21 protein-coding genes and 1 pseudogene are annotated in these 24969 nt (G+C 58.8%); 10 read left to right on the forward strand and 12 right to left on the reverse strand.

Translation table 11 applies throughout. From position 1 onward, the window contains the following. Positions 1-30 precede the first annotated feature (30 nt). Both ACFX4T_RS22430 and ACFX4T_RS22435 read left to right on the forward strand, forming a co-directional pair. Entirely contained in the window at positions 31-876 is an 846-nt protein-coding gene (locus ACFX4T_RS22430) for an alpha/beta fold hydrolase (RefSeq protein WP_377654249.1), read from the forward strand. Positions 877-888: 12 nt separating this feature from the next. Beyond that, positions 889-1497, forward strand: coding sequence for a TetR/AcrR family transcriptional regulator (locus ACFX4T_RS22435; protein ID WP_377654251.1), 609 nt, complete (start codon positions 889-891; stop codon positions 1495-1497). A gap of 18 nt (positions 1498-1515) precedes the next feature. Here the strand turns inward: ACFX4T_RS22435 and ACFX4T_RS22440 are convergent, their stop codons facing one another. Beyond that, positions 1516-1923 carry a hypothetical protein gene (locus ACFX4T_RS22440; protein ID WP_377654253.1) on the reverse strand — a complete coding sequence of 136 codons (408 nt, stop codon included), beginning with the start codon at positions 1921-1923 and terminating at the stop codon, positions 1516-1518. 253 nt (positions 1924-2176) lie between these two features. On the opposite strand from ACFX4T_RS22440, the gene ACFX4T_RS22445 reads away from it, so the two are divergent. The 5 genes from ACFX4T_RS22445 (at position 2177) to ACFX4T_RS22465 (ending at position 6571) form a co-directional block, all read left to right on the forward strand. Further along, positions 2177-2488: a heavy-metal-associated domain-containing protein gene (locus tag ACFX4T_RS22445; RefSeq protein WP_377654255.1), complete on the forward strand. Its 312-nt coding sequence runs from the start codon at positions 2177-2179 to the stop codon at positions 2486-2488. Between the two features lie 56 nt (positions 2489-2544). Continuing rightward, positions 2545-4719: a copper-translocating P-type ATPase gene (locus ACFX4T_RS22450; protein ID WP_377654257.1), complete on the forward strand. Its 2175-nt coding sequence runs from the start codon at positions 2545-2547 to the stop codon at positions 4717-4719. Positions 4720-4836: 117 nt separating this feature from the next. Next, positions 4837-5301, forward strand: a complete 465-nt coding sequence (locus ACFX4T_RS22455; protein WP_377654259.1) for a hypothetical protein — start codon at positions 4837-4839, stop codon at positions 5299-5301. A 172-nt stretch (positions 5302-5473) separates the two neighbouring features. Beyond that, positions 5474-6100, forward strand: a complete 627-nt coding sequence (locus ACFX4T_RS22460) for a DUF305 domain-containing protein (RefSeq protein WP_377654261.1) — start codon at positions 5474-5476, stop codon at positions 6098-6100. Positions 6101-6298: 198 nt separating this feature from the next. Continuing rightward, the gene (locus ACFX4T_RS22465; RefSeq protein WP_377654263.1) at positions 6299-6571 is read left to right on the forward strand and encodes a hypothetical protein; all 273 of its coding nucleotides are present in this window, start codon (positions 6299-6301) and stop codon (positions 6569-6571) included. 123 nt (positions 6572-6694) lie between these two features. On the opposite strand, the gene ACFX4T_RS22470 is transcribed toward ACFX4T_RS22465, so the two are convergent. The 5 genes from ACFX4T_RS22470 to ACFX4T_RS22490 all read right to left on the reverse strand — a co-directional run bounded on the left by ACFX4T_RS22470 (position 6695) and on the right by ACFX4T_RS22490 (position 10342). Then, positions 6695-7441, reverse strand: a complete 747-nt coding sequence (locus tag ACFX4T_RS22470) for a hypothetical protein (RefSeq protein WP_223948252.1) — start codon at positions 7439-7441, stop codon at positions 6695-6697. After that, a complete protein-coding gene (locus tag ACFX4T_RS22475) occupies positions 7438-8358 on the reverse strand; it encodes an ABC transporter ATP-binding protein (RefSeq protein WP_377654265.1) in 921 nt (306 codons plus the stop codon). The genes ACFX4T_RS22470 and ACFX4T_RS22475 overlap by 4 nt, the downstream gene beginning before the upstream one ends. 321 nt (positions 8359-8679) lie before the next feature. Beyond that, positions 8680-9087, reverse strand: coding sequence for an SRPBCC domain-containing protein (locus ACFX4T_RS22480; protein WP_377654267.1), 408 nt, complete (start codon positions 9085-9087; stop codon positions 8680-8682). Then, the gene (locus ACFX4T_RS22485; RefSeq protein WP_377654269.1) at positions 9084-9398 is read right to left on the reverse strand and encodes an ArsR/SmtB family transcription factor; all 315 of its coding nucleotides are present in this window, start codon (positions 9396-9398) and stop codon (positions 9084-9086) included. The genes ACFX4T_RS22480 and ACFX4T_RS22485 overlap by 4 nt, the downstream gene beginning before the upstream one ends. 71 nt (positions 9399-9469) lie before the next feature. Continuing rightward, positions 9470-10342, reverse strand: coding sequence for an FG-GAP repeat domain-containing protein (locus ACFX4T_RS22490; protein WP_377654271.1), 873 nt, complete (start codon positions 10340-10342; stop codon positions 9470-9472). Positions 10343-10556: 214 nt separating this feature from the next. On the opposite strand from ACFX4T_RS22490, the gene ACFX4T_RS22495 reads away from it, so the two are divergent. Beyond that, positions 10557-11897, forward strand: coding sequence for a hypothetical protein (locus ACFX4T_RS22495; RefSeq protein ID WP_377654273.1), 1341 nt, complete (start codon positions 10557-10559; stop codon positions 11895-11897). 100 nt (positions 11898-11997) lie between these two features. Beyond that, positions 11998-14898, forward strand: coding sequence for an NPCBM/NEW2 domain-containing protein (locus ACFX4T_RS22500; RefSeq protein WP_377654275.1), 2901 nt, complete (start codon positions 11998-12000; stop codon positions 14896-14898). Positions 14899-14970: 72 nt separating this feature from the next. On the opposite strand, the gene ACFX4T_RS22505 is transcribed toward ACFX4T_RS22500, so the two are convergent. Beyond that, complete coding sequence (locus ACFX4T_RS22505) at positions 14971-15474, reverse strand: MarR family winged helix-turn-helix transcriptional regulator (RefSeq protein ID WP_377654277.1); 504 nt, start codon at positions 15472-15474, stop codon at positions 14971-14973. A gap of 87 nt (positions 15475-15561) precedes the next feature. Here ACFX4T_RS22505 and ACFX4T_RS22510 point away from each other — a divergent pair, with 87 nt between their 5' ends. Next, entirely contained in the window at positions 15562-16488 is a 927-nt protein-coding gene (locus tag ACFX4T_RS22510) for an EamA family transporter (protein WP_377654279.1), read from the forward strand. A 1002-nt stretch (positions 16489-17490) separates the two neighbouring features. On the opposite strand, the gene ACFX4T_RS22515 is transcribed toward ACFX4T_RS22510, so the two are convergent. The 5 genes and pseudogenes from ACFX4T_RS22515 to ACFX4T_RS22535 form a co-directional block, all read right to left on the reverse strand. Then, positions 17491-18708 (reverse strand): DNA cytosine methyltransferase, encoded by a 1218-nt coding sequence (locus tag ACFX4T_RS22515; RefSeq protein ID WP_377654280.1) that lies wholly within the window; start codon positions 18706-18708, stop codon positions 17491-17493. 153 nt (positions 18709-18861) lie between these two features. After that, a complete protein-coding gene (locus ACFX4T_RS22520; protein WP_377654330.1) occupies positions 18862-19551 on the reverse strand; it encodes a hypothetical protein in 690 nt (229 codons plus the stop codon). A gap of 447 nt (positions 19552-19998) precedes the next feature. Next, positions 19999-20172: pseudogene (locus tag ACFX4T_RS22525) on the reverse strand (sigma factor-like helix-turn-helix DNA-binding protein); the annotation flags it as partial. Between the two features lie 594 nt (positions 20173-20766). Beyond that, positions 20767-22437 (reverse strand): DEAD/DEAH box helicase family protein, encoded by a 1671-nt coding sequence (locus ACFX4T_RS22530; protein ID WP_377654281.1) that lies wholly within the window; start codon positions 22435-22437, stop codon positions 20767-20769. Further along, a complete protein-coding gene (locus tag ACFX4T_RS22535) occupies positions 22434-24746 on the reverse strand; it encodes an ATP-binding protein (RefSeq protein ID WP_377654282.1) in 2313 nt (770 codons plus the stop codon). Before ACFX4T_RS22535 ends, ACFX4T_RS22530 begins: the two co-directional genes overlap by 4 nt. Positions 24747-24969 lie beyond the last annotated feature (223 nt).

Here is a 24969-nt window from a genome sequence, read left to right on the forward strand (position 1 = left end):
CGAATACTCAACTAGTCAGGAACAAACATCATGAGCAACGTCATCACCGCCTACAAGGACGCACCGGTCCGCACAGTCACCGCTGGCGGCGTCACCTACAGTTACCGTGAGCTGGGCCAGAAGGGTGGAATCCCCGTCGTTTTCCTGGTCCACCTCGCCGCGACGATGGATAACTGGGATCCGCGCATCATCGATCCCATCGCAGAGAAGCACCACGTAATCACCTTCAGCAACCGTGGTGTCGGTGCCACAACCGGCAACGTTCCGGGCACCATCGAGGAGATGGCTGAGGACGCTGCAACCTTCATCAAGGCGATCGGATACGGGAAAGTAGACCTCTTTGGATTCTCGCTCGGAGGCATGATTGCCCAGGCTTTGGTGGTCAAATACCCGGAGCTGGTGCGCAAGCTCGTCCTTGCCGGCACTGGTCCTGCAGGTGGGAAGGGCATCGACAAGGTGGCTCGCGTTACCTACTACGACGTCCTGCGAGCCACACTGACCCGGCAGGACCCCAAGGAATTCCTGTTCTTCAACCGCAATGCCGCAGGCAAGTCTGCCGCGAGGGCATTTATCCAGCGCCTCAACGAGCGCACCGCCAACCGGGACGCGCCGATCAAAACCAAGGCTTTCCAGACGCAACTGAAGGCCATCAAGAAGTGGGGCCGCGCGGAACCGGCCAACCTGGGCGCCATCACCCAGCCGACACTCATCGCCAACGGCGACAATGACCGCATGGTTCCGTCCCGGCTCTCCGACGATATGCATCTCCGGATTCCGGGCAGTGAGCTGGTCATCTACCCGGATTCAGGGCATGGCGGCATCTTCCAGTACCACCAGGAGTTCGTCCCCGTCGCCCTCGAATTCCTGGGCCGCTGATACGGTATTTGAATGCAGGCTGTGCCCCAGACCCTTGGCCGACGTGAGCGGAATAAGCAGGAAAAGCTTGACCGCATTACCACCGCGGCCCGCGAGCTCTTCACCCAGTACGGCGTAGACGAGGTCACCACCCAGCAAGTGGCGGAAAAGGCCGACGTCGGATCGGGAACCTTGTTCTTGTACGCCAAGACGAAGGCGGAGCTGCTTCTCCTGGTCCACAACGTCAAATACGCCGAAGCGCTCAACTCGGGCGTCGCCGCCGCGGAACAGGAAGAAGCTGTCCTTGACGGGATCATGGCGATCATCCGGCCCATCATCAAATGCAACCGGGTCCAGATCGAGAACGGCCGGACCTACCTGAAAGAGATCGTCTTCGGCGATCCGACCGAACCCCACCATGCGGAGGCACTTGCGCTGACCATCCGCACGGAAGCCGCGATCGCGGAGGTGTTGGACCGGGATGAGCAATTGACGGCTCGGGACCCAGGGAAAATTGCCCGCGTCATCTCGGCGATCATGTTCGTCAGCATGAGCTCTTCCGCCAATAGTGGTCTCACCGATGAGCAAGTCGGAGATGAGATCCGCGATCAGATCAACGCAGTTTTGGCCACCCGAAGCTAGCTGCCGCAGGGGCGGTCTTTAGTGGGAGTGCCCGTGTCCGTGGTGGTCGTGGTCGCCTTCGGTCTTCATTCCCGCAGCCGCTGCAAGATGGCTCCAGCCTGCGTCGCTCAGCGCATGGTAGGCGATGTGGAGTTCCTTGGCAGGCTCGGCAACGGCCGCCGTGTCACGCCTTTCAAGAACAGCGATCAACTCGTCGGCCGCACGCGTGAACCGGCTGGCAGCGGCCTGAAGGTCCACCGGCCAAGTAGTCGCTGCGACGGCGATGTGTGCGTTGCGGATTAATGCAGCCCAGTTCCGGTCGATCTTTGGGTCCGGGCCGGTGAGAGTCGTTGCGATCCCATGGAATCCAACGTTGTCGACATAAGCCAGCGAGGCCAGCAACCCGGCGGGTGTCACCGGCTGTGCGCCTGTGTCTGACGAGTCCATCGCAGCCTCCAACACGTTCTCCCTCCAAGGATGCCTCCAAGGCTGCACCTGCTCAAGGGCCGCAGGACGGGCGTGTTCAAAGCGGCTCTTGGGAGAGAGGCGTATCACGCTTGGGGAACCTTGCATGAATATACCCCCTAGGGGTATATTCATGGTGTTGTCAGTGAAGTGGTATGTCCCGGAGGGTTCTCCCTCTTTCACAGCCGTTCAACCCCAGCACTCCATCGCAAATCTGCAAAGGAATGGAACTGACATGCAAATATCCTCCCGCACTGAATTGCCGCTGACCGCGACGTCCTCCTCCTCCTCCGGCTGCGGTTGCTGCTCCACGGAAGCGCGCGTCGCTCCGCCCACTTCAACGGATGTTGAACTCGGCGTAGAAGGGCTGACCTGTGGAGGCTGCGTCGGCCGCCTCGAGAGCGCGGTCAAGGACGTGGACGGCGTTGACGCCGCCGCGATCGAGCTCGTCGCCGGCGGAGTCTCCCGCCTGCTGATAACCGGATCCCACGAATTGGCTGCGGTCCATGACGCTGTCAGGGATGCCGGTTTCACGGTCACCCGCTAGTCCACGCATCGCGGCCTGAGAGGGCGATGCGTGCCATCGTTTCTGGAGGAGCACACATGAAAGAGCACATCCATCCGGCTTCACCGGTCAGCGAAGCCGACCACAACCACACCAACCACCATCACCAGCAACCCGGAGCTACCTCGGGAGAACACAGCGAACATCAGGACCATTCCGGTGGCCATGGTGGCCATGAAGGCCACGGCGCTGCGCGGGGTCAGGACGACCACGCAGTGCATAGCCACGGCCAGCACGCCGGGCACAGCACGGCCATGTTCAAGGACCGCTTCTGGCTGACTCTGGCCCTATCCGTCCCAGTGGTGTTTTTCAGCCCGATGTTCGCCCACCTTCTGGGCTACATGCCTCCGGAGTTCCCCGGATCCGCCTGGATTCCACCGGTACTGGGCACTGTAATCTTCCTCTACGGGGGCCAGCCGTTCCTTAGGGGAGGACTCAGCGAGCTGAAGTCCCGCAAACCCGGCATGATGCTGCTGATTGCCATGGCCATTAGCGTCGCGTTCGTCGCTTCGTGGGCAACCAGCCTGCGGATCGGAAACTTCGACTTGGATTTCTGGTGGGAACTGGCGTTGCTGGTAGCCATCATGCTGCTCGGACACTGGATCGAGATGCGAGCCCTCGGTTCCGCCCAAGGCGCGTTGGATGCACTCGCGGCCCTGCTGCCGGACGAGGCCGAACGCATCACTGGAGCGGGCCTGGAAACCGTGCCCGTCGCAGCCCTGCAAGCTGGTGACGTTGTACTGGTACGCTCCGGAGCCCGCTTGCCGGCCGATGGCACAGTAGTCGACGGACAGGCCGAATTCGACGAATCCATGATCACCGGGGAATCCAAGACCGTCCTCCGGGTGGCAGGGGACTCTGTGGTTGCCGGAACTGTCGCCACCGACAACCCTGTCAGGGTCCAGGTCACCGCCGTCGGGGATGACACCGCACTCGCTGGGATCCAGCGTCTTGTGGCTGAAGCGCAGGCCTCATCGTCCAAGGCTCAGGCGCTGGCGGACAGGGCAGCGGCATTCCTGTTCTATTTCGCGACCATCGCAGGTGTCATCACCTTCATTGCATGGTTCCTGATGGGCAACCTGCCGGAAGCCGTTACCCGCACCGTCACCGTGCTCGTGATCGCCTGCCCTCACGCCCTGGGATTGGCGATCCCGCTGGTCATCGCGATTTCAACCGAACAGGCCGCACGTGCCGGGGTCTTGATCAAGAACCGGATGGCCCTGGAACGGATGCGCACCATCGACGTCGTCCTGTTCGACAAGACCGGAACCCTGACCGAGGGCGAGCCCGCACTCAAGGACGCCGTCGCCGCTGAAGGCACCACCGTCGAGGAGCTGCTGGCTCTGGCCGCGGCCGTGGAGTCCGATAGCGAACACCCTGTGGCCCGCGCGATCGTTCGGGCCGCGAACGCGAAGGGACTTCAGCAGCCGGCAGCGACGGGTTTCAGCTCAATGACCGGCAGGGGCGTGCGGGCAACCGTTGACGGCCGGACTGTCCAGGTAGGCGGTCCGGCCCTGCTCCGGGAACTGGGCCTCACTGAACCTGAATGGCTCAGCGCCGCGACCCGGGCCTGGATGGATAGGGGCGCCGCCGTGTTGCACGTGGTTGACGAGGGCCGTATCTTGGGCGCGGTCAGCCTGGAAGACGCGATCCGCTGGGAATCCCGGCAGGCGGTCCAGGCCCTGCAAAGCCGGGGCGTGAGAGTTGGCATGATCACTGGTGACGCCAAACAGGTGGCCGACGCCGTTGGATCCGAATTGAACATTGACGAAGTTTTCGCTGAAGTCCTCCCGGCGGACAAGGACAAGAAAGTCGCCGAACTGCAGTCCCGTGGATTGAAGGTCGCGATGGTCGGCGATGGCGTGAACGACTCTCCCGCCTTGGCCCGGGCTGAGGTTGGCATCGCCATCGGAGCCGGCACGGACGTGGCCATGGAATCGGCCGGAGTGATCCTCGCCGGAAACGACCCACGTGCCGTCCTGTCCATGGTGGATCTGTCCAAGGCTAGTTACACCAAGATGTGGCAGAACCTGGTGTGGGCAACCGGGTACAACATCATCGCCGTACCACTGGCTGCAGGCGTGCTGGCCTTCGCGGGGATCGTCCTATCTCCCGCCGCCGGGGCGGTACTGATGTCGGTCTCCACGATCGTGGTTGCATTGAACGCCCAGCTGCTGCGCCGGGTGAAACTGAACCCCTCCGAGGTTCGTTAGCAGAGCCACCGGCCCCGGCACCCTGCACAGGGCGGGCTGCCATGGACCGGTAGGCTGAAACCGGCCATCGTTGACTCGGCACCATCGTTGACTCGTCACGGACAAGGAAGGACTGCTGTGGAACCACATCCGGCCATAACCAGATTCTTCCTCAGGGCAGGCCTTCTGGCCGCAGTGCTGGCGTTGATCGCCGGTTTGCTGGGTATGCACATCATGATCGGCCCCCACTCCATGCACACGGGCGTCATCACCACCGCGGCGGACTCGGCCCCTACGGCCGTCGCCGCCACTGGAGATGCCGCCGCTCACACCGGTCATATGGGCGCGGCGCAGTTCATGGGCGGAGAATCAGGCACGGTGCCGCTGGCGCAGTGTTCCTGCTCCGGGAACTGCCCAACGGCGCATGTGGCGGGCGGTTCGTGCATCCCATCAGTCGGGACCGGTGGTCTGGCTGCGCCGCTTCGGGACAACACAACCACAGCGCCTTCCACCTTCCAGTTCCAGGCCGAGTCTTCCGGCACACTGTGGTCTTACCTGCCCGGAAGTCCTTCACCGGGTGAATTGTCGATCAGCAGGACATAAACGGGCACCTCACGCCCGATGACAGGCTGCCCGCATGGTTGGGCTGCCCGGATGACCGGGCCTGCTCTTCTGCTGCCCGCAGGCAGCCACTGCCCAGCGGATTCTGCTGGGCATCACCAAAACTTTTCGCGTGGGCGCCTCGACGCCCACCCCTCCTTGTGAAGGACCATTTATGAACACCCGAAAGCTCTTGCCCCTGTCTGCAGTTGCCCTCGCGGCGGCTTTGGCCCTTGCCGGTTGCAGTACCGGAACCCCCGGATCGTCCGCGACCTCCATGCCGGGGATGGATCACGGCGCCATGAGCTCCTCCAGCCCCGCTGCGTCTGAGTCCTCCCAAGCTGTGGGCGACCACAATGCAGCGGACGTGATGTTCGCCCAGATGATGATTCCCCACCATGCGCAGGCCGTGGAAATGAGCGACATGATCCTGGCCAAGCAGGGCATTCCCAACGAAGTCAGCGCCCTCGCCACCCGTATTAAAAACGCTCAGGGACCGGAGATCGAGAAAATGACCTCTTGGTTGTCCGGCTGGAACCAGTCGACGCAGATGCCCGGCGGCCACAGCATGGAAGGCATGATGGGCGCTGACGACATGGCGAAACTCCAAGCAGCCCAAGGTGCAGACGCCGCAAAGCTGTTCCTGACCCAGATGATCGCCCACCACAAGGGTGCAGTGGTGATGGCCCAGACCGAAACCACCGGCGGGCAAAATGCTGATGCGGTGCAATTGGCCAAAGACATCGTTACGGCGCAGGAAGCCGAAATCAAGGAGATGCAGCAACTGCTGACCACCCTCTAAGCAATACCTTGGCTGTCGGCCCGAACAGGGCCGACAGCCCCTTGCTTTCTAGCTCCTCGGGTTCATCCACCAGCACGGCTACCGCAACCTCGGGTCCGGCTCATTGTGAAATGGCGCGGCCCACCAGTATCCAAATCGTCAGCCTGCATATGGCAACGCGGCCTTCCGGACGGCAGGCAAATGTGGAATGTTCACACCATGACCGACGATGAGTTGACTGAACTTCGGGCGCAGGCAGACCAAGGCAGCCAGGACGCCATAGACCAGCTTGTGGAACTGGCCGCTGAGCGGGGTGACCTTGAGGAACTGCGTCGTTTTGCCGCGCGGGGGAGTACCGACGCCGTGGACCTCCTCATCGAGCTTGCCTCAGAACGTGGCGATGTTGAGGAACTTCGACGCCTCGCCGACGGCGGAAGCCGGACGGCCGCTGAGGTTCTCGCCGAACTCGAAGAAGAATACGGCCCGGAATGAAAGCCCTTAGCGTCAGACTTCCTGTTAGCTAGAGCCGAGGCAATTAGGTCTGAGCCTCGGCGATCACACGATCTTGTTGTGCGCTGGTTTCCATCGACTTACTCCATTCCCGCGTAACACGAATTAGACAACATCCTTGGTTCGGTTTCTCCAGATACCGATCACACAAGGAATAAGAATCCATAAGACAGCTGAAGATGCAGCAGCTGCAGCGTTGCCACCTTCAGTCAGAACGTTGGTGAACGTGGCAGACTGAAGAAATGGCGTGGCGTCGCCAGCGACCAGGCCAATCAACGAGTCGAACACAAAAGACTGAAACAGCACAAAGACAATGGCGAGTGGCGTAGACAGGAGCGCGGAAGCGACCGCAGCCCCGGACATGACGCCAACCAGGGTGGCACAAACCAGTAGCCAGACACTCCTGCTCAGGCTTCCGAACATGATGTCCGAGCTCGTGAAAACGGAGAAGCCTGCCGACACGGCAAATGCCACAGCACATATCACCAGCATTGTGGCGAGACCAAAGATGGCCACAGCGATGTACTTTGCCAGAAGCAACACTCCCCGCCTTGGCTGCAATACGAAGAACTTCACGTTGTCCCGGTGCTGCCAGTCGGAGGTAATCGCGAGAATCGAAATAATTGGCGCACCTATGCCAGCGGGCAAGGCCAACGCTGCAAGCATCATGGACATGTCAATCGGCTCATTGCGGCTTGCTGAGACGGCCACGAACGCGACGATCATCAGGATGCCGAGAAGCGTCATGCTGAAGAGAAGCCATCGTGAGCTGCGGGTATTGATGAGTTTTCGCATTTCGACGTAGACGGCAACGCCGATGGGGTTCGATACCGGACTGCTGATGCCGCTCATTTCCCCTCCTCCGTCCTGGAGACCGCTGCAAACTCCGGGGAAGTCAGTACACTGTAGTAACTTTCCAACGATTCCACGGGCTTTCTGTGCAGTAGGCTCACTTGGATGCCATTCCTCCAAAGGATTTCACCGACGTGCTCAGGGGACGACATAACTGAGATTCGCTCATTCGCGGAATGAGGGGCCTCGGCCAGTGCAATTCCCTCGGCCTGTAGGACCCGCCTGATTTCAGACCTCTGAGGGCCATCGACTTCAGTGACTTCCGTTCCTCCCAGGTCTCCTATGGAGGAGTTGGAGATCACGCGGCCGCGGTTAATGATGACTACGCGATCTACGTAGGACTCAAGCTCATTCAGCAAATGGCTTGAGATGAGAACCGCCCCACCGTCTGCGGCGAAGCGCCGGATGGATGCCTTAAGCCAGCTCATTCCCTCGACGTCCAACCCGTTGGCTGGTTCGTCCAGGACGAGGTACTTGGGATTTCCCAGAAGTGCGATGGCCAAACTAAGGCGTTGGCGCATGCCCAGGGACAGGGAGCGTACTTTTCTACGACCCGCACTGGCAAGACCTACCGACTCAAGAACTGCATCCACCCTTTGCCTGGGTAGCCCCATCATTGCGGCAGTCAAAGTGACTGTTTCGCGGGCCGACCTGCCGGGATGGTGCGCCGAAGGATCGAGCAGGAAGCCTATCTGTTCCCCTGGGTTCAGCAGTTCGTGGAAGGGCGAGCCAGCAATCGTAATGCTGCCGGCATCCGGCCGGGTCAGGCCCGCGATCATTCTGAGCGTGGTGGATTTCCCGGACCCATTTGGCCCGATGAACCCGGTAATCGTCCCTGGAGCGCAGCTAAAGCTCAACTCGTGGACGGCCTTAATGTTTCCGAATGACTTCGAGATGTTATCCAGTCTCAGGGTCATAATTGCGCGCTAGTCCGTTCTGAGCCAATTCTCTTGATTATTGCTCGTGAGGACGATGCCACTCATCGGTGAATTCATGAAACCTCTTAGCAATGCACTCATTTTGAGTGCATTGCTAACTTATGGGGTCCATTTAGGGTTAGTCAAATCAATTTAGTTCTAGTGTCCATAGGCAACATATCCTTGGGGATCGACCACTGAAACAGGCTTTCCTAGCACAAATACAAGAAATCACCTTGTCACCAGGCAAATAGTTACGGATCATTTCGCATTATCGAGAAATTATCTTTGGGGCCGTACCAAAGCCTTCCTGGAAGAGCCTTAACTAACGCTGACCAACACTTGGTCGATGCGGGCCAGGAGGCCTGGCCAGCCATTGCCCATGCCTTCAATGGCTTGCCGCCCCATGGGGGTGTCCAGGTTGAAGCCGGCGTGCTCGAAGTGAAGGACGGTGCCGGTTTCGGTGGCTTCCAAGGTCCAGGTGATGGTGGTGTCCAAGACGCCCTCTGCGAAGACGAATGTGATGGAGGTGCCGGGTTCGACGGCGGTGACTTCGCATTGCTGCTGACCCCAACCGCCCATGTCCATGGTGAAGCGGTGGCCCACCACGGGTGCGATGTCGCCGGCAGCCCACCAGCGGGCGAGGAGTTCAGGCGTTGTCAGCGCAGCCCAGACGGACTCGCGGGAGTGGGGAAAGGTGCGTTCAAGACGGATGGCGTTCTCGGTCATGGGGTATTTTCCTCATCAAGTAGTTCGGCCAGGGCGTCGAGCCGCTGGTTCCAAGATTGCTCGTAGTTCTTCAGCCAATTGCTGGCATCCCGCAGGCCCGCGGCCTCGAGGTGGTAGATCCTGTTTCGGCCTTGCCGTTCTTCCCGGATCAGGCCGGCTTCCCGCAGGACCGCCAAATGCTCGGACGCTGTAGAGCGGCTGAGGTCCAGGCGGCCAGTGAGATCGCCCGCCGTCAATGGGCCCTCGCGGAGGCTGTCGAGGATGGTACGCCTCGAAGGGTTCGCGAGGGCGCCGAAGACGTCAGGAAGCACTCGACGATGATATGTCGGAAATTTCCGAAATGACAAGCCCAGTCGGGCTGCGAGCGAAACGCGAAGTGGGATCAGACCAGTGCCGTCATGATGTTCCAGCCTTCTCCGATCTGTTTCCGCGGCTCCAGGTGACGGCTTCCAATCCCGGCATAGAGCCAGAGTATGCCGTTGGTATCCCGGGCGATGATCTGCGCGTATCCCTCGTAATTGTTGTCGAAGTTGCCGGTGGCGATGATTGCTGTCATGGTGTTCCAGCCTTCGCCGACTTGCATCCGCGGGAGCCACCCGCCGGTTCCGTTTCCGGGGTAAAGCCAAAGGCCGCCGCTGGTGTCCCGGGCAAGGAGGTCCATTTTCCGGTCCTCGTTGAAATCGCCGCGACCGATAAGGGCCGTCATCACGTTCCAGCCTTCGCCGATTTGGAACCGGGGGAGCCACCCGCCTTGGTGATCTCCTGGATACAGCCAGAGGCGCCCCTCGGCATCACGGGCCATGAGATCTGCCATGTAGTCGCCGTTGAAGTCCCCAGGTCCCACGAGCGCAGTCATGACGTTCCAGCCGACGCCCACCTGCATGCGCGGCTTGAGAATTCCAGCGCCAGTGCCAGGGTAGAGCCACAAATCGCCATTGGCATCCCGGGCCAGGAGGTCATCCGTGAACTCGCTTTGGAACTTGCCCGGACCGACGATTGCGGTCATGACATTCCAGCCCTCGCCCATCTTGAAACGCGGCTTCTTCCAGCCGCCAAGGCCGTCACCCGGATACACCCACAGATCGCCTGCTGTGTCTCGGGCAAGAACGTCGTGAAAGTAGCTGGTATTGATGGTGACGTAATCCCAGTTGTTGCTGGGGACGCTCAAAGCCCGGGTGGCGGACATGTCTGCCTGGGCAGGAACGTTTGTTAGCCCGGCAACCACAACCGCGGCAGTTGCCAAGGCCGTGGCCACGAAAAGTGGGCGTCGCCGACGTCGGGCCTTTCTCGCTTTGAGCTGCGCATCAGTAGTCCACCTTGATCGGAACATCACCGTTACCCCCATTAGCAACATAGCCATCACGCGATGGACCGGAGCTTAGCCGGATCGCCGAAGTTTTGTTAGGGGCTGGAGGAAAGCCCTGTCATCCTATAGACAGGTTTCACGATCGGGACGGAATCGAGGAGCAATGAGGCGGGTTCGCTACTTCACAGCGGCAGCAGCGGTTGCCGTCCTGTTACTCACCGGCTGCACCGGAACAGCAGATCCCAGCGCCCCGCCGTCGAGCCCGTCAGCAATCCCCACAGGCACGGCGCCCGCGTCATCCACAGGCTCGCCATCCGCAACGCCCCCGGCGGTGTTGGCCAAACTCCCTAGGATTCCCTGGGACGGTGGTCCTGATTTCTATAAGAAGTTCAGCAAGGCCGACGCCGCAGGGTGGGATGATCCCAACTTCTTCCCCATCGGAGTTTGGTACGCATCCGCGAATGGTGAACAGATGCAGTTCGACAAAGCGCATGGCATCAACTTCTACGTCCAGTTCAACCCGGACACTGACTATGCCCTGTTCGATCAGCACGGCATGTTCTCGCTGATGAAACCAAAGAACGCACCCGACAACTGGGCGCAACTACCAGGTAACTACGTTGACGACGAGGTGGACGGCAGGTTCGGTTGGGACGAGGGCGTTGCCCACATGAACCAGACGATCAAAGACTTGAAGGCCAAGGAAGAGGGCCGGTTTACCTACGCCAACTGGACTCCATCCCTCATCAGCTACGACGCACCGATGGACATCACCAAGCGTTATTGGGAGACCGTGGACGTGTCCTCGACGTCCAACTACTACTACGCAGGTGCCTGCCGCGATTGGCGGCTCCGCACACCCCAGGGATACAACCCGACGACGACGGCCACTTGCCAGACGTCGTCCGCGTACGCGAAAGCCATGCAGGTGATGCAGGAGGTCAACGCCGCCAGGGGTGTCTACACGCCCATCTGGATGGTCCCCACCGTGCTTAGTCCTGAAGGGGAGCATGACCTCTCCGACCAGATGACGCCGGACCGGGTAAAGGCCCAGGTGTGGGCGATGCTCATCCACGAGTCGCGCGGAATCGTGTGGTTCACGCAGTCACCTGGGGGTGGGGACGACAACCCGTGCATGTCCGGAGATGCGCTCGCCGATGTCCGCATTCACAACACCGCGTGCTCCCGGGATCAGGTGCAAGCCATGGGTGAGGTCAACGCGGAAGTGAAGGCTTTGGCGCCGGTTCTGAACACGCAGAGCTATGTGTGGAACTTCGGTGATGGGCTGGACACCATGCTGAAAAGCTACAACGGGGACGCCTACATTTTCGCGATGACGCAGGACGCGCAAACCGGGCAGCGGACGTTCACCCTGCCAACGGGTGTCACTCCCAAGACGATTGAGGTGGTGAACGAGAACCGCACCATCGCCGTGAAAGACGGGAAGTTCACGGATGACTTCCCGGTTGAATCCACCCACCACGTCTACAAGGTGAGGCTTTAAGGGCGCTGAGACCGCGTGTTCAGTCCTGTGCATTTCGTTGCTCTTCGCAGTGCCACCACAAGAGACTCCTTGAGGAAACCCACTCAATGAGGAGCCTCACTTGCACCCACAACCCTTGGCCAGGCGTCTGGCCTCAACCACCGCATCCGCGGTACTGGCAGCCGCCACGCTGGTAACCGCTGGAGTCGCAGCCAGCCCTGCCGCAACCGGAGCCGAACTGCCTCCGCCGCCCACCGGCGTCGCCTATGCCAGCGACGTTCCATGGTCAAGCATGACCAACGGCTGGGGTCCCGCTGAACTGGACATGAGCAACGGCGGCCAAGCGCTCGCGGACGCCAGCCGCGCACCGCTGACCATCGGCGGCACCGTGTATGCGAAGGGTCTTGGCACCCACGCGGCGTCGTCCATTACGTATAACCTCGGCGGGCAGTGCCGGCAGTTCCTCGCCCAGGTGGGTGTGGACGATACCCAGGGTGACCGCGGCCGTGTGGACTTCAAGGTCCTGGTGGACGGCGTGGAGCGTTTCGCGGGGGAGCGGAAGGGAACCGACGGAGCCCTGCCCGTCAACGTGGATCTCAGGGGCGGCACCACGCTGCAGCTGAAGGTGGAGGCCGGCCCGGAAGGGAACGGAAACGATCACGCCGACTGGGCTGATGCCAAGATCAACTGCTCCGACGCATTCCTCGCCGCGCCGCTGCGTGTCGAGGGCTCAGCCGGGACGAACCTCAACTCGCTTGTCCCTGGGACCCCGGCTACCGTCGTCGTTCGTGACCTGCAGCCGTTGAGCCCCGTTAGCCTGACCCTCCGGGACGAAAACGTGGCCGACGCCCTTGCTGACGACACCGGCGTTGCGACCATCACCTTCGTGGTGCCTGCTGGTGCCGCAGGCGGGTCGACGGAGCTGGTCGCCACCGGCACTGGCCCGTTTGATGTGTCCACCACGGGCAGGATCGGGGCGCTGATTGTGCAGATCAGCGATGCCAAGTTCTACGTGGACTGCTCAGCCGCTACTCCCGGTGATGGCACCCAGACCAGCCCGTTCAACTCGATCGCCCAACTCAACGGCCACGGCGCGTTCAACGCCGGCGAATCGGTCCTCTTCCGGGCCGGCACGGACTGCACAGGCGCGCTCACGCCGGCGGGCACCGGCGTCGCGGAACACCCGATCACACTGTCCTCTTATGGCGATGGCGGTAAGCCCACCATCAACGGCAATGGCGCGGTGGCGGCCATCCAGATCACCAATGCCAGCCACTGGACGGTCAGCGGACTGCATGTGGTGAACCCGTCGGACACTCCCGTGCGCAGGGTGGGCATCCTCTTCGAGAACAGCGGAACGGCACAGACCGCCGGAATCGTGGTCACTGGAAACCATGTGGAAGACGTAGCCGGCTGGCGCAACAAGGCTACGAACGGCGCTGGGTTTGCCCAGTCGGCCGGCATCATGGTGCGCACCTGGGGCAAGGGCTCCGTGGACGGCATCACCATCACTGACAACGAGGTGAACGATGCCGCTGGCGGTGGCGTGAAGATCTCCGCTCCCGACACGACCGAGCGCTACAACACCAAGGTCTACGTCGCGCGCAACAAGATCCACGACGTGGGCGGCGACGCGATCGTGTTCCACAACTCCGACGCGCCGCTCATCGAATACAACAGCGGACTCAACCTCGGCCAAGGCGCACACCCCTATGAAGGCGGCAACTTCGCCGGCATGTGGCCGTACAACTCCAAGAACCCTGTATTCCAGTTCAACGTTGTGGGCAACAGCACCACCTCTGTGTACGACTCCACGGCCTGGGACTGCGACATGAAGATCGTGGGAACCTGCCTCTTCCAGTACAACTACTCGTACGGGAACGCGGGCGGCTTCTACCTGAACTGCGTCTCGAACTGCGGCGGCGGTGCCACCGCGGCGAACGTGGTGCTGCGGTACAACATCGCCCAGGACGACTGTCGGTTGGGCGGCAGCAGCAGCGGAACGGGCAAGCACTACATCTACAACAACACCTTCTACTGCCCGTCGCGCGCCTTCCTGGACGACATGACCGGCCCGCGCGAGGTCCGCAACAACCTCTTCGTGGCACCGGGCGGTGGTTTGAAAGTCGCGTCGGCTGTATATGCGAACAACGCGTACTTCGGCGGTATCTTGCCGCTCGCGGGCGAGACTGGTTCGGTGCTGGGTGACCCTCGGTTGGTTGCTGGCGGGAGTGGGCAGACTACGCTTTCTGTTCCGGGGTATCGGCTGCTTTCCGGGTCGCCGCTGCTTGGTGCCGGTGTGCAGATTAACGACGACGGCGGCAGGGACTTCTTCGGTAACCCCACCTCTGGTGCCTCTTCTGTTGGGGCTCCGAACATCGGCGCTTACCAGGGCCCCGGGGTTGCGCCTGCTGCGCTGCCTTTCGGTTCTTCGGTGAACCAGACGTCGGTGGCGAATGCGGCCAACCCGCGGAATGGCGCTGTTACGGCTGACCGGCGGACGTTCTCGGAGGAGGCTTTGGCTGCGGCTGGACTTGGCTCGGGCGAGCGGTATTCGGCGTTTGGGGTGTCATCCGTTTGGCATCCGACGGCGGTGGGGACTCCGGATACTTTGAAGGCTGCAGGGCAGGAAGTTGCTGTGTCCGGCAAGGGGCGGACCTTGCTGGTGACGGGGTTCTCCACCGGCAACGTGTCCTCGGGCGTCGCGACCGTGCACTTCACTAATGGGCAGAGCCGGCAGGTGACGCTTTCTCTGCCGAACTGGCTCTCCGGAGTCGCTTCGGATACCAGCGTTGTGGTTGCTTCGTCGGCCTATCACCAGAGGCACACGCAGGCCTACATCGGTGGGCCGTCGACGGTGGTGCGGGTGGACGAGCCCGCTCGCGTGTTCGCCACGAAGATCGACATTCCGCCGGCGTTCGAGGTGGCGAGCGTTACGCTGCCGCAGGGGAGTGCCCTGGTGGACGAGGGGCTGAACATCATGGATATGGCGGTGGGAAACTTGCCGGTGGGGCTGGGGTGATTCCTGTCGGCTGTTTGAAGTAGGAAAGGTGTGGGACCCGCTTGGAGAAGCGGGTCCCACTCTGCTTTGTGGCTAACTTGGCTCGCCGTCGTTGTTTGACAGCAGGAACTTGCGCAAGAGGTTCGCCAGCTGTGCCTGTTCTGTCTTGGATAGCCCCTCCAGCATTCGCTGTTGATTCTCCACATGATGCTCAACCACCTCGTCAACGAGGGCTAGTCCTTCGGGCGTTAGGCTGACGAGGAGCTGACGGCGGTTCTCAGGGTTGGTCTCGCGGTGAATCAGGCCGCGGTTTACGAGGCGGTCCACACGATTGGTCATGGCTGCGGAGCCGACCATGGTCAGGCTCGCCAGTCGGCCGGGCGTCAGCGGAGCCTCAGCCGCCGACCGACGCAGTGTTGCCAGGACGTCGAACTCCCACGGCTCCAGCCCGAACTGGTTCATGAATTTCTGGACATCGAGTGACGCCAGGCGACTCGCCCTGCTGAGCCGGCCCAAGACGCCCATGGAACTGACGTCCAGATCGGGGCGCTCCCTGTTCCACTGGTCAAGAATCGTGTCCACTGCGTCGCGGTTCATTGCCCTCCCATGCTTGACCTCAAACAGTACAGCACCTAGATTGTCTTATGTTAAATAGTTCGAGATCGAAATGTATGGAAGTGAACAATGGCTAAGGCCTCTCCTCGTGACCTCTTCATCACCGCTCTCGCGCCGATGGTTTGGGGTTCCACCTATCTGGTGACCACGCAGTTCCTCCCTGCCGACCGGCCACTCCTGGCCGCCACAGTGAGGGCCCTACCGGCGGGTATTGTGCTCATGCTCGTCACCCGAACGTGGCCCCGGGGAACTTGGTGGTTCAAGGCCGCGGCGCTGGGCGCACTTAACATCGGGCTGTTCTTCTTCCTCCTGTTCTTCACCGCGTACCAGCTTCCGGGTGGGCTGGCAGCCTTGGTCGGGTCGATTCAGCCACTGTTCGTGCTGCTCCTTGGCGTGCCGCTGTTGGGGGAGAGGATCCGTATGACGCACGTGGTTGCCTGCGCTGTTGGAGCCGCCGGGGTCGGGTTGCTCGTCTTGCGCTCCGACGCGACGCTGACCGTGATTGGTGTGCTTGCCGGGATAGCGGGTGCGCTGAGCATGGCTGCCGGAATCGTCCTCACCAAACGGTGGGGGAGGCCCGACGGCGTGGGGCTGCTTGGGTTCACCGGGATGCAGCTTGCTATGGGCGGGGTCCTGCTCGTGCCGGTGACGCTGCTGATTGAAGGACTACCGGGATCGGTTTCTGCGTCCAATCTTGGGGGCTTCGCCTACCTCAGCGTCATCGGGGCGCTGGTCGCCTATGCCGTGTGGTTCCGGGGGATCCAACGGCTGCCGACGATGGTGGTCTCATTCTTGGGATTCCTGAGCCCGCTTGTGGCTACCGTGCTTGGGTTCGTGTTCCTGGGGGAGGCGTTGTCGGTGTGGCAGCTGGTTGGGGCGGTGCTGGTGCTGGGGTCGGTGTTTTTGGTGCAGCGGGCGAGGGCTGATGGTCAGCAGGGCAGTACATCTACGACAAAACCTTCGCCTGTGCGTCGCGCATCTTCTACCACGCCATGACCGGTGTGCCCGCGATCCCCAGCCTTACATCCGGAGGTTTCGAAGACGGATGTATAACGAGCGCGTGCCAAAGCCGTGGGCTACCGCCCTGTATAAGCATTGGCATCGGGTTGTAATGTCATCACATTACGACCAACACTCAAGAAAGCATGAATGGTTCACGTGGAGAATGGAACGCTAGCCGGCGTTTTGGAGCGTAGGATGCAGTACCAGATTCCGCTCTACCAGCGTGTCTACTCTTTGGGAAAAAGCAGCTTGAGCAATTATGGGCGGACATTGTTGAGCTGGAGCGCTCCATTGTGTGCGCTCCGAAGTCTTCACACTTTATCGGCTCGCTGGTGCTCGCCAGCAGTCCTGACTTCGGAGCGATTGTAGTCAAAAAAGTACTCGACAGAGGAAACCACTTAAGGTCTTGCCTGCTCAGGCGGACCGAGCGCCGTGCATGGCAGTAGCGCCGTACAAGGCAGTGATGAACTGTGGACCTCAGGCTAGGAGGATACCATCGGCGATGCATACGCTGGCCTACGACTGACCCCGAGTCGATTGTTCAAGGGCGACCGGACTCCACGTATCAGCGCTTGACATTTTCGCCGGACGATAATGATGTGGTGCCGTCGCTCTGGTCGCATGCGCTTTACGTCATTTCTGCGACGGAGAACGCACTTCCTTCCCTAGGCTTGGGTACGTTTGCAAGATCAACTCAAGGAGCGTAGCGGCCGACTCTTGATCGAATTGCAGGGTCTGACTAAGTTTCCCAGCAATTTTCCTATCGAGTGATCCATACGTATTCAAGGTGAGCAAACGAGAGCCATCGTCCGCATATGCAATATGCCATGTGCAGTGAGCCTCTGTAGGGTGCGGATGGACGGTTGATTTACCGTTTTCTATCGATCGAATGCGCGCCAATTTAAGTGCCTCCTTGATGTTAGTCCAGATGATATATCGCAGGATAGCAATGTATTGAGAATTTGAGGTCGTCCAATTGAAGGATATCTACATTGATCATATCGCGGAGAGCTCTCGCAAAATATGGGCGTCGGCTTGCGAACGGAATCCGGCCTTCAAGAGATGCTCAGCAACACTAGCAGCCACGATTTGTCCTAACCTGACTGGTACAGCATTGCCGAGCTGGCGCATAGCTTCACCCCAGGAACCGTGAAGTTCGTACCTATCCGGGAACGTTTGGAGCCTGGCACTCTCTCGGATTGTGAAATAGCGGACAGACCCATCGATCCTGCGCAGCATGTTCTCTCCCCCCGGGACGCCGTGGCCACCAGCTTTAAGCGTCTTAGCCGGCAGGTCAAGAGGGCTGCCGGTATGTCCGGGATAGGACTTTGCCCCTGACTGCAGAACATGATTCAGATGCTTCTTTGAGCCGTTAGCTGCTGGCTCCTCAAGACCAACGAGCGCGTCGCGGACTGTTTGCCAAGCAAGAAGGTCCGTGTCGGCAGTCTGGAGCTCCCCAAGTATTTTTACTCTACGATTATCTCGATCCGACAATACCGGCCTTTTTATTGGAGGAACTTTGTGGCGTTCCCAGTAAGAGCCTGAGATCCACTGCGAATGCAGCAAGGAGTCGTAAGAATGCGTTGGTGCGGGAAACGACCATTCAGCTTGCTGATCGGCACGAAAGCCGACTAGGAAGACGCGGTGACGCTGCTGGGGAACTCCATAATCGGCCGCATTCACCAGGGTCGGAATAACGTGATATTCAAGTTCGTCACTGTGGCCCGAGGTATGTTCGGCCTGAAGCCGAGCATAATGATCAGACCATATTTCACCATCCCTTGCAGTGATCAAGGGATGGGCAAGTCTTAGCTGGATGTAGGAAAAGTAATTGCTGAAAGCTGATCGGGTCAGGCCGCGTACATTTTCAAGTATGAAGGCCCGAGGACGTAACTTTCGAATGACATCTATCGCCGCAGGAAACATATCGCGTTTGTCATCCGCTGCACGCGCTTTGCCACCCATGCTGAAGGGCTGGCAGGGAGGACCGCCAGCGACTAAATCAATATCACCGATATCAGACCAGTCGACGTTCCGCACGTCAGACTCTACGACGTTCCAATTGCGAACGAGCGAATAGTTGTTCGCTTTATTTTCTCGGATGGTGTCGCAAGCCCACTTATCCCATTCGACAGTTCTAATTGACTTGAAACCTGCCAGTTCACATCCCAACGCAAGCCCACCGGCACCAGCAAAAAGTTCGACAGAACGCATCCCTTGATCTTAGCCCGACTTCTTACGGAAGTTTGTCAGGACCACCGTCTCGCTCCCATTTCTGGCCTTCCGCCGACTGGCCTAGCACGCCAGTTGACACGAGCAGCCCTTTAGTGGTGCTCGATCGCAGCCCTGAGATCGGCGGCGTTAGGATCAGCTGGGCTCACATTGCTTGTCGCGCCCGTGCCGGAGCCGTGCCTGCATCAGATGACGATCGAGCACTACAAAGATTGTGCAGTCTTCCCGCAGTCCTGAATCCACAACGAAAGAGCGCAGGCTTGAGATACTTGCGCCGCTCGAATGACGCCGCACAATCACCGGGTAGTCACCATCGAACTCAATCTGCGACGGATAGTAATGAAGGCCGAGCTTCCATGTCAGCCACGTGCTTACGCCTATGCCACTACCACGGAGAACGTCACGGGTAACTCCGAGGCGAAGTCCTAGAAGATTGCCCGAGTCAGCCATGTGCGCCGGCCTGGTAGGTTCTTGGGCTGGGACCGGAAGAGCGCCTCGAGTAACTAAGTCGAAAAGGCCGCCTTCGACTTTGCCGATTTCGCGACTAAAGATGCATTGTCCGACGCGCCAGGCCGTTACCGGATAGCGCCTAATGGTCTCAGAGACGAGTTGTTGCAAGCTCAGCGGTCCTGCGTCCGTGACGGCAGCGATGACTGCCTCGGTGGCGTCTCGGTACGTGGTACCGTCAACATGCTGCCAGTCTTTGAGAGCCCAGGTTCCCTCTGGCCTTAACTGGGTGAACCGGTCAGGGCTTCTCCGCAACGCCTCAGACAACGCTCTGGCAGACACGGCACCGATGCCTGCAGCAATTTCCTCTGCTGCCATGGGTTCCACTTTTCTAGTGAGCAACAAAAAAGCAGAGTCGGCACTTTTGGAGGATCTTCGAATCCAGTCGCCGTTAATGTCCTTGAGAACTCCCGAAGATTGCCTCCCGAGGACGTCGCTAATGGGGAAGTGTGCCGGAATTCCAGCCATCGCGCTAATGTCGGCCATGTCTTCATGGAGAAATGGTGCGGATGCTATGACAGTCATGAGACGTTGGAGGAAAGCTTTGTGGTCATTAGTCCACCAGCCTTCAACTGGCTCACCCCAAACCTTGCAGAAACTGAACCCGAGATGAAGAAGAAGCGATAATGTCCCCGGTCGACACTCCGATCGGATTGCTCGTTGCGCTTCGCCTATATCGAGCAGTGTGGACTCGTTAGTTAAAGATTCGAAAGTCTCTGCAGCATAGGGTAAGGCTAGGGCAAATGCCACACTAAGTTGCCGACGACCCTGATTTTCTAATTGGCGGATCCGTTCACGAGTGACGTGCAATTGATTTGCTATTGACTCAAGCGTGAAACCATCTTGCCGTAAGGCAAGGATGTGGCCTAGACGCTCATCAAGCCCCAACCATATACTTTCGACAACGTCTCCGCTGCGCTTAGCTTCCTGACTCATCATCAATTACACCTTACAAGGAAAGGTGTATGACCCTTAGGCCGCATCGTCTAGCTATACGTGAATTATGGAGCTCGACATTTCTCGGGATTGGATTAGTGAATGAAGAGGTAAGACAGAGTACCCAATTTTTCGAGTCATTTTCGGCAGTAGCGGACAGGGCGGCCCAAAGTAGATGCTTGTAGTCGCGAACGAGTCCCCATGCGAAGACGGCAGTTTCGTCGCCCTTGCGGATTGCAACTCGCAGTGGTTTGACTCTTTGACTACCGTCAACCAGTTCCCAGCCCCCGCCTAGAGCTCGCGAAACGATTTCTTGCACGGGGGGCGCGGGCTCTTGTATTAACCCTGCGTATTTTCCATGGCCGTGGAGGGCGCGAACATACTCCTTCATCGGTCCATCTTTAATCCAAACACGGGCCTGCTCACTAGCCATGAATTGGCGGAGGGCACCACCGATTTGGGCGTCTTGCAGCCAAACGTTGTATTGGCGGGAACGCTCGGAGAGATTCATGCTCGGCCAGTCGAGACGTTCTGCCTCCGAGAAAAGATGTTTCACTACTTTGAGTTCTACGGCCGTGGGAACTAGAGTAGTCATTATCAGTCCAATCCGATAGGTGACGGAAAATTCAGGCGAACCTCGTCTGCGGCGGTTTCCAGACTTGCGGCATCCTTGATCCAGTAATCTAAGAGGCTGCCTGCAGTGCTGTCGTTAAACGTAATTGACGAGCCTTGTGGGAGTTCGAGCTCTTCCTGTCGGAGTGTTCCAAGAGCCCTTTTTAGATTCAGAGTTGCTGCCACTCTACGGATATCCGTAACGAAGTCCAATACTTTGAGTGAGTCTTTTCCTTCCCGCAGTCTCAGTCCTCTTCCCAATTGCTGAACGAAGATTCTTCGACTATGCGTAACTCGCAGAAAGCCAATAAGGTTGACATCGGGAACATCTACGCCTTCGTTGAATACATCCACGCATGTAATAATCGGAACGCGGCCCATCCTAAACGCATTTAGTAGAATTTGACGTTTCTGACGGGTTAGACCACTATGTAAAAATGCGGCATTTTGCCAGGCTGGATCTGACGTTCGAAGGAGCTGCGCGATCCGCTCGGCATGGTCGATTGTTTGACAAAAGAGGATTGCCCGAGGATTTGATGTTTGCTGCCAAGCGGTTCTTAATTCATCAATAATCTGATCATCGCGCTGTGGCAGGAATAGGGCACGGTTTAGTTCGCCAATGGAGTACCCGTGTTCACTAGCTAATCGAACGAAGTCCCAATCTAAATTATCCACAAACATTCGATAATCAATTTTTGTGAGATAGCCTTCAGTCATGCCCTCAGCTATACCGAGCGTGTACGACGGGGGCCCGAATCTATCGGATATGTCGAATTTATCACCTCGCCATGGTGTCGCGGTCACTCCGAACTGCGGTGCCCCAGAGCATCTATCTAGCAAATCTGAAAACATCCCAAATTCACCAACGTGATGGGTCTCATCGATCATTATTAGGTCGGGCGCATATCCCAATTTAGTGGCCGTCAAAGCGGAATCTATGGTTGCTATCGTGATTCCGGGCAGCGGTAACGTTGCGGATAACCGGCTGTCGCTGTGGAGAGTCTGAGTGACTGTTGCCTTGTTGAGATGCCCCCAAAGAGCCTTTTCGAGTTGATCGACAAGTTCTTTCATGTGGGCTACTACGAGTACTTGAGCATCTCGTTTCTTTTCGAGGTAGCGATGGATTATTTCGCCACTCACGACAGTCTTGCCGAGCCCTGTGGCGAGGATTAGGAGTGCCCGTCCTGATCGCTCGAGGTCGCGCTCGATAGCCGAAGCAGCTTCTTCTTGGTACGGACGAAGTTTGTATTTTCGCGGTACTTGGTCCGGCATCTGAGACCATATTTTGCTGAGGGTTGCTCCATGCCACACGAACGTGTTGAGGCCTACCCCGGCTAAGGCGTCGAGACGATCGCGGGCTGGCCGATTGAGACTTGTATTGGTTGCAATGACAGCCTGATCTGCGCCATACCTGGTTCTAGCACGTTCAATGTCGTCAACCCCCGAGCGGTCAACGGGACCGCGACTCGACCATTTGCATTGCACGACCCACTGCTCACGCTGGCGGACAGCCAGGATGTCCGCACCGTGGTCGTTGGCGCCGTCAATTACACGAACGTCAGAAAAACCTAGGTGCCAGAGGGCGCGTTCTACAGCTAGCGTCAGACCATCTGGTCCTCTTGCAAGCAGTGCCCCCGCGCTAAGAAAATTGGTCATTCGCAGAGTTCGCCGGCCAATAAGTCGCAGCTCCAGCGAGTACGCTGTAGCTGAGCAGTTGAGGGCGTCGTCTGCGCGGTTAGCACCGTCGCGAGGTCATTCAGGTATCCAACAACTTTTGCGACGCTCAATCTTTGGGTCGCTGGTGATGCCAGAGAAGAGTAGGGTCCACGGAATACTTTGCCATCCATGAATGCCTCCGGCCAGGATTCGAGGAGCTTCACGAGGTATAGCGGTGGAGCGTACATAAGGAAAGTCCCGTCCTTCCACACGTCGGCGGTGTACTGTCCACCTTCGGAGACGATGCCATTCTCAATTGTTGTGCGTTCGTCCGGTGTTAGGTGCTGCACAGCACGTTGCGGCTCCTCCTCCACTTGCCTTGCCGCGAGAGTTCTAATCTCGAGCACTAAGTCGTGAGCTTGTCCCTTAATGGTCGCAAAATCGATGGCGGTATCCTTGAGGCACGTGATCCGCAGTTCGGAAGCAATTTGGGAATGGCTAAAACTGCTTTGTGCTCTGACCTTCATGAGTGGGGCAATCTCCATAAGAAGCGCATCCGCGAATGTGCAGCCAAATTGCGAGAAGAGCTGATGCTTTGGGTCAATGTACGCCTTGGCCGATCTTCCAGCTCCCAGTTTCAGCCAGACTGGAGTCGGGTTACCTAGGTCATCCGTCAAGGGAGTTAGGGCCGAGACATAGGCCTCGACCTCGAGAATTCCCAAGTCAGGGATGCCGAAGGTGCGCGACAACTCGGGTATTGCTACGGAGTTGGCCAGCCGATCGAGACGATCCTGAACGGTTACTTGGCCGTCTTTCGATGACTTAGGGGTTGATTCAGGAGGCGCAATGTTTGGTGCCACATCTACCGCCCCAAGGGCGGCGAGCACAGCAAACTCGTCAGCTTGATTCGGTGAACTCTCCGTGGCGGCCCTGACTTTTTCAGCATTCTTGCGGCTTTCATGGCTTTCCACCGCATCCCACCACTTTGCATCCGTTTGGTATTCGGGATCACCCGCCCAAAAACGCCTCGCCCAATCTCGGGTTTGTGCATGGATTGGGCCGTTTCCGTCGCCAGGAATGAGATTACGGCGGCCGGCGTCCACGCGTCTGTATCCTTCAACAAGACGGGCAAGAGGGCTGGTGTTTCTCGGGTAACCTAGTCGTTCGGCGGACCTTGGGAGCAATGGTCCCGTACCCCGCAGGTAATCTAATGCTCCCCGCCAGCTTCGGTCGCTGTACTCGAAGGCATCCTTGCTGTAAGTAACTGGCACATGATCAAGGTGGATCTCGCCTACGATGCGACCACCGAGATGGGCGAGATCCACTGGGTACTCGGTTTCGGTTCCGGCGACAGGGTCATTTGGATCCGTCCAGTCAAATATTCGCTTATCGAACTTTAGGATTTTTCGCCCATTTCGGAGGAAATCTATTCCAAAATCTCTCTTATCGAGATGGCGTTGAATTCCAAGCCACCCATGGATCCGCCGTTCACGTGTCTGAAGGTCTTCACTACCGCATTCTTGGCAGACGGACGTCCCAGTTTCTTGCCAGTTGCCGCATTGTCCGCAGGCGTCAGCGGCACTGTACTTCTGATCAATCTTGATAACTGCTGGAATCTGTTCAGCATTCTTGCCCGAACCATAAAGCACATACCTGTCTTCACCCCAGATGCATGCTTTTCGCGGCTGCACGCGTACGCCTCCCACCCAGAGCTCAACAGGAGACGACTCGAGGATCCAGCTGTAAATTCGTCCCAGGACTTCCCGCAGCTGCGCGGCATTCCGTTGCAGCCATTGAGCATGTCGTTGCTTCAACTGGCTGATGATAATCCTGGTCCCGTGTTCGCTTAAATCCGTCTTGGCTTCTGATAGGTCCTTTGCTTGAAAATCGTGCCGGATCTCTCCTAGGTCAATCTCAACGCCAGTCCATTCAGGGTCTCCCGCCTGTGTCGTAAAGACCTGGGTTCGGTTGCCCAATCGGGCGGTACTCACGTTGAAACCCATCCCAAAGAGGCCGAGCTTGTCCCACCTATCATTACTGGACCATCCCGCGCGGACGGAGTTCTCAAGAGACCTTCGGCTCATACCTTGGCCAGTATCCTGAATCAAGACCTCCGAGTCTTCCAGACGACCTCTGGCATTGGGGAGGCTGACGCTCACCTTGAAGCCTCCAGGCCAGGCTTTTCCTGATTTCATGATCTCTGTGAAATCGTCAAAGGCATTGTCGATGAGCTCGGCGATGCACTGCCACTCGGCGAACTCAATTTCACCCAGTGCTCGGAGGATTCGGGGAGAGGGCGTAATGTCCACAAGCTGCAACTTTCAAACAGAGAGCTTCGGTCTTCCCCAAAGCCGGCTGAATCCAAGCATAAGGGTGTTACCTAGCGATACATGCATTGGCAGTGCCGCATTCAAGGACTCTGAACTCAGACGTACGACCTTGGAATCGCGAACCGTGTCCGCGGGTGCATGCTAGGTGTAGATGCACTGAGGAGGTGTCGCTTGGCGGAGGTTCAGCATTTAGGACCAGACC

The sequence above is a fragment of the Paenarthrobacter sp. YIM B13468 genome, assembly GCF_042788025.1.
Lineage (GTDB): Bacteria > Actinomycetota > Actinomycetes > Actinomycetales > Micrococcaceae > Arthrobacter > Arthrobacter aromaticivorans.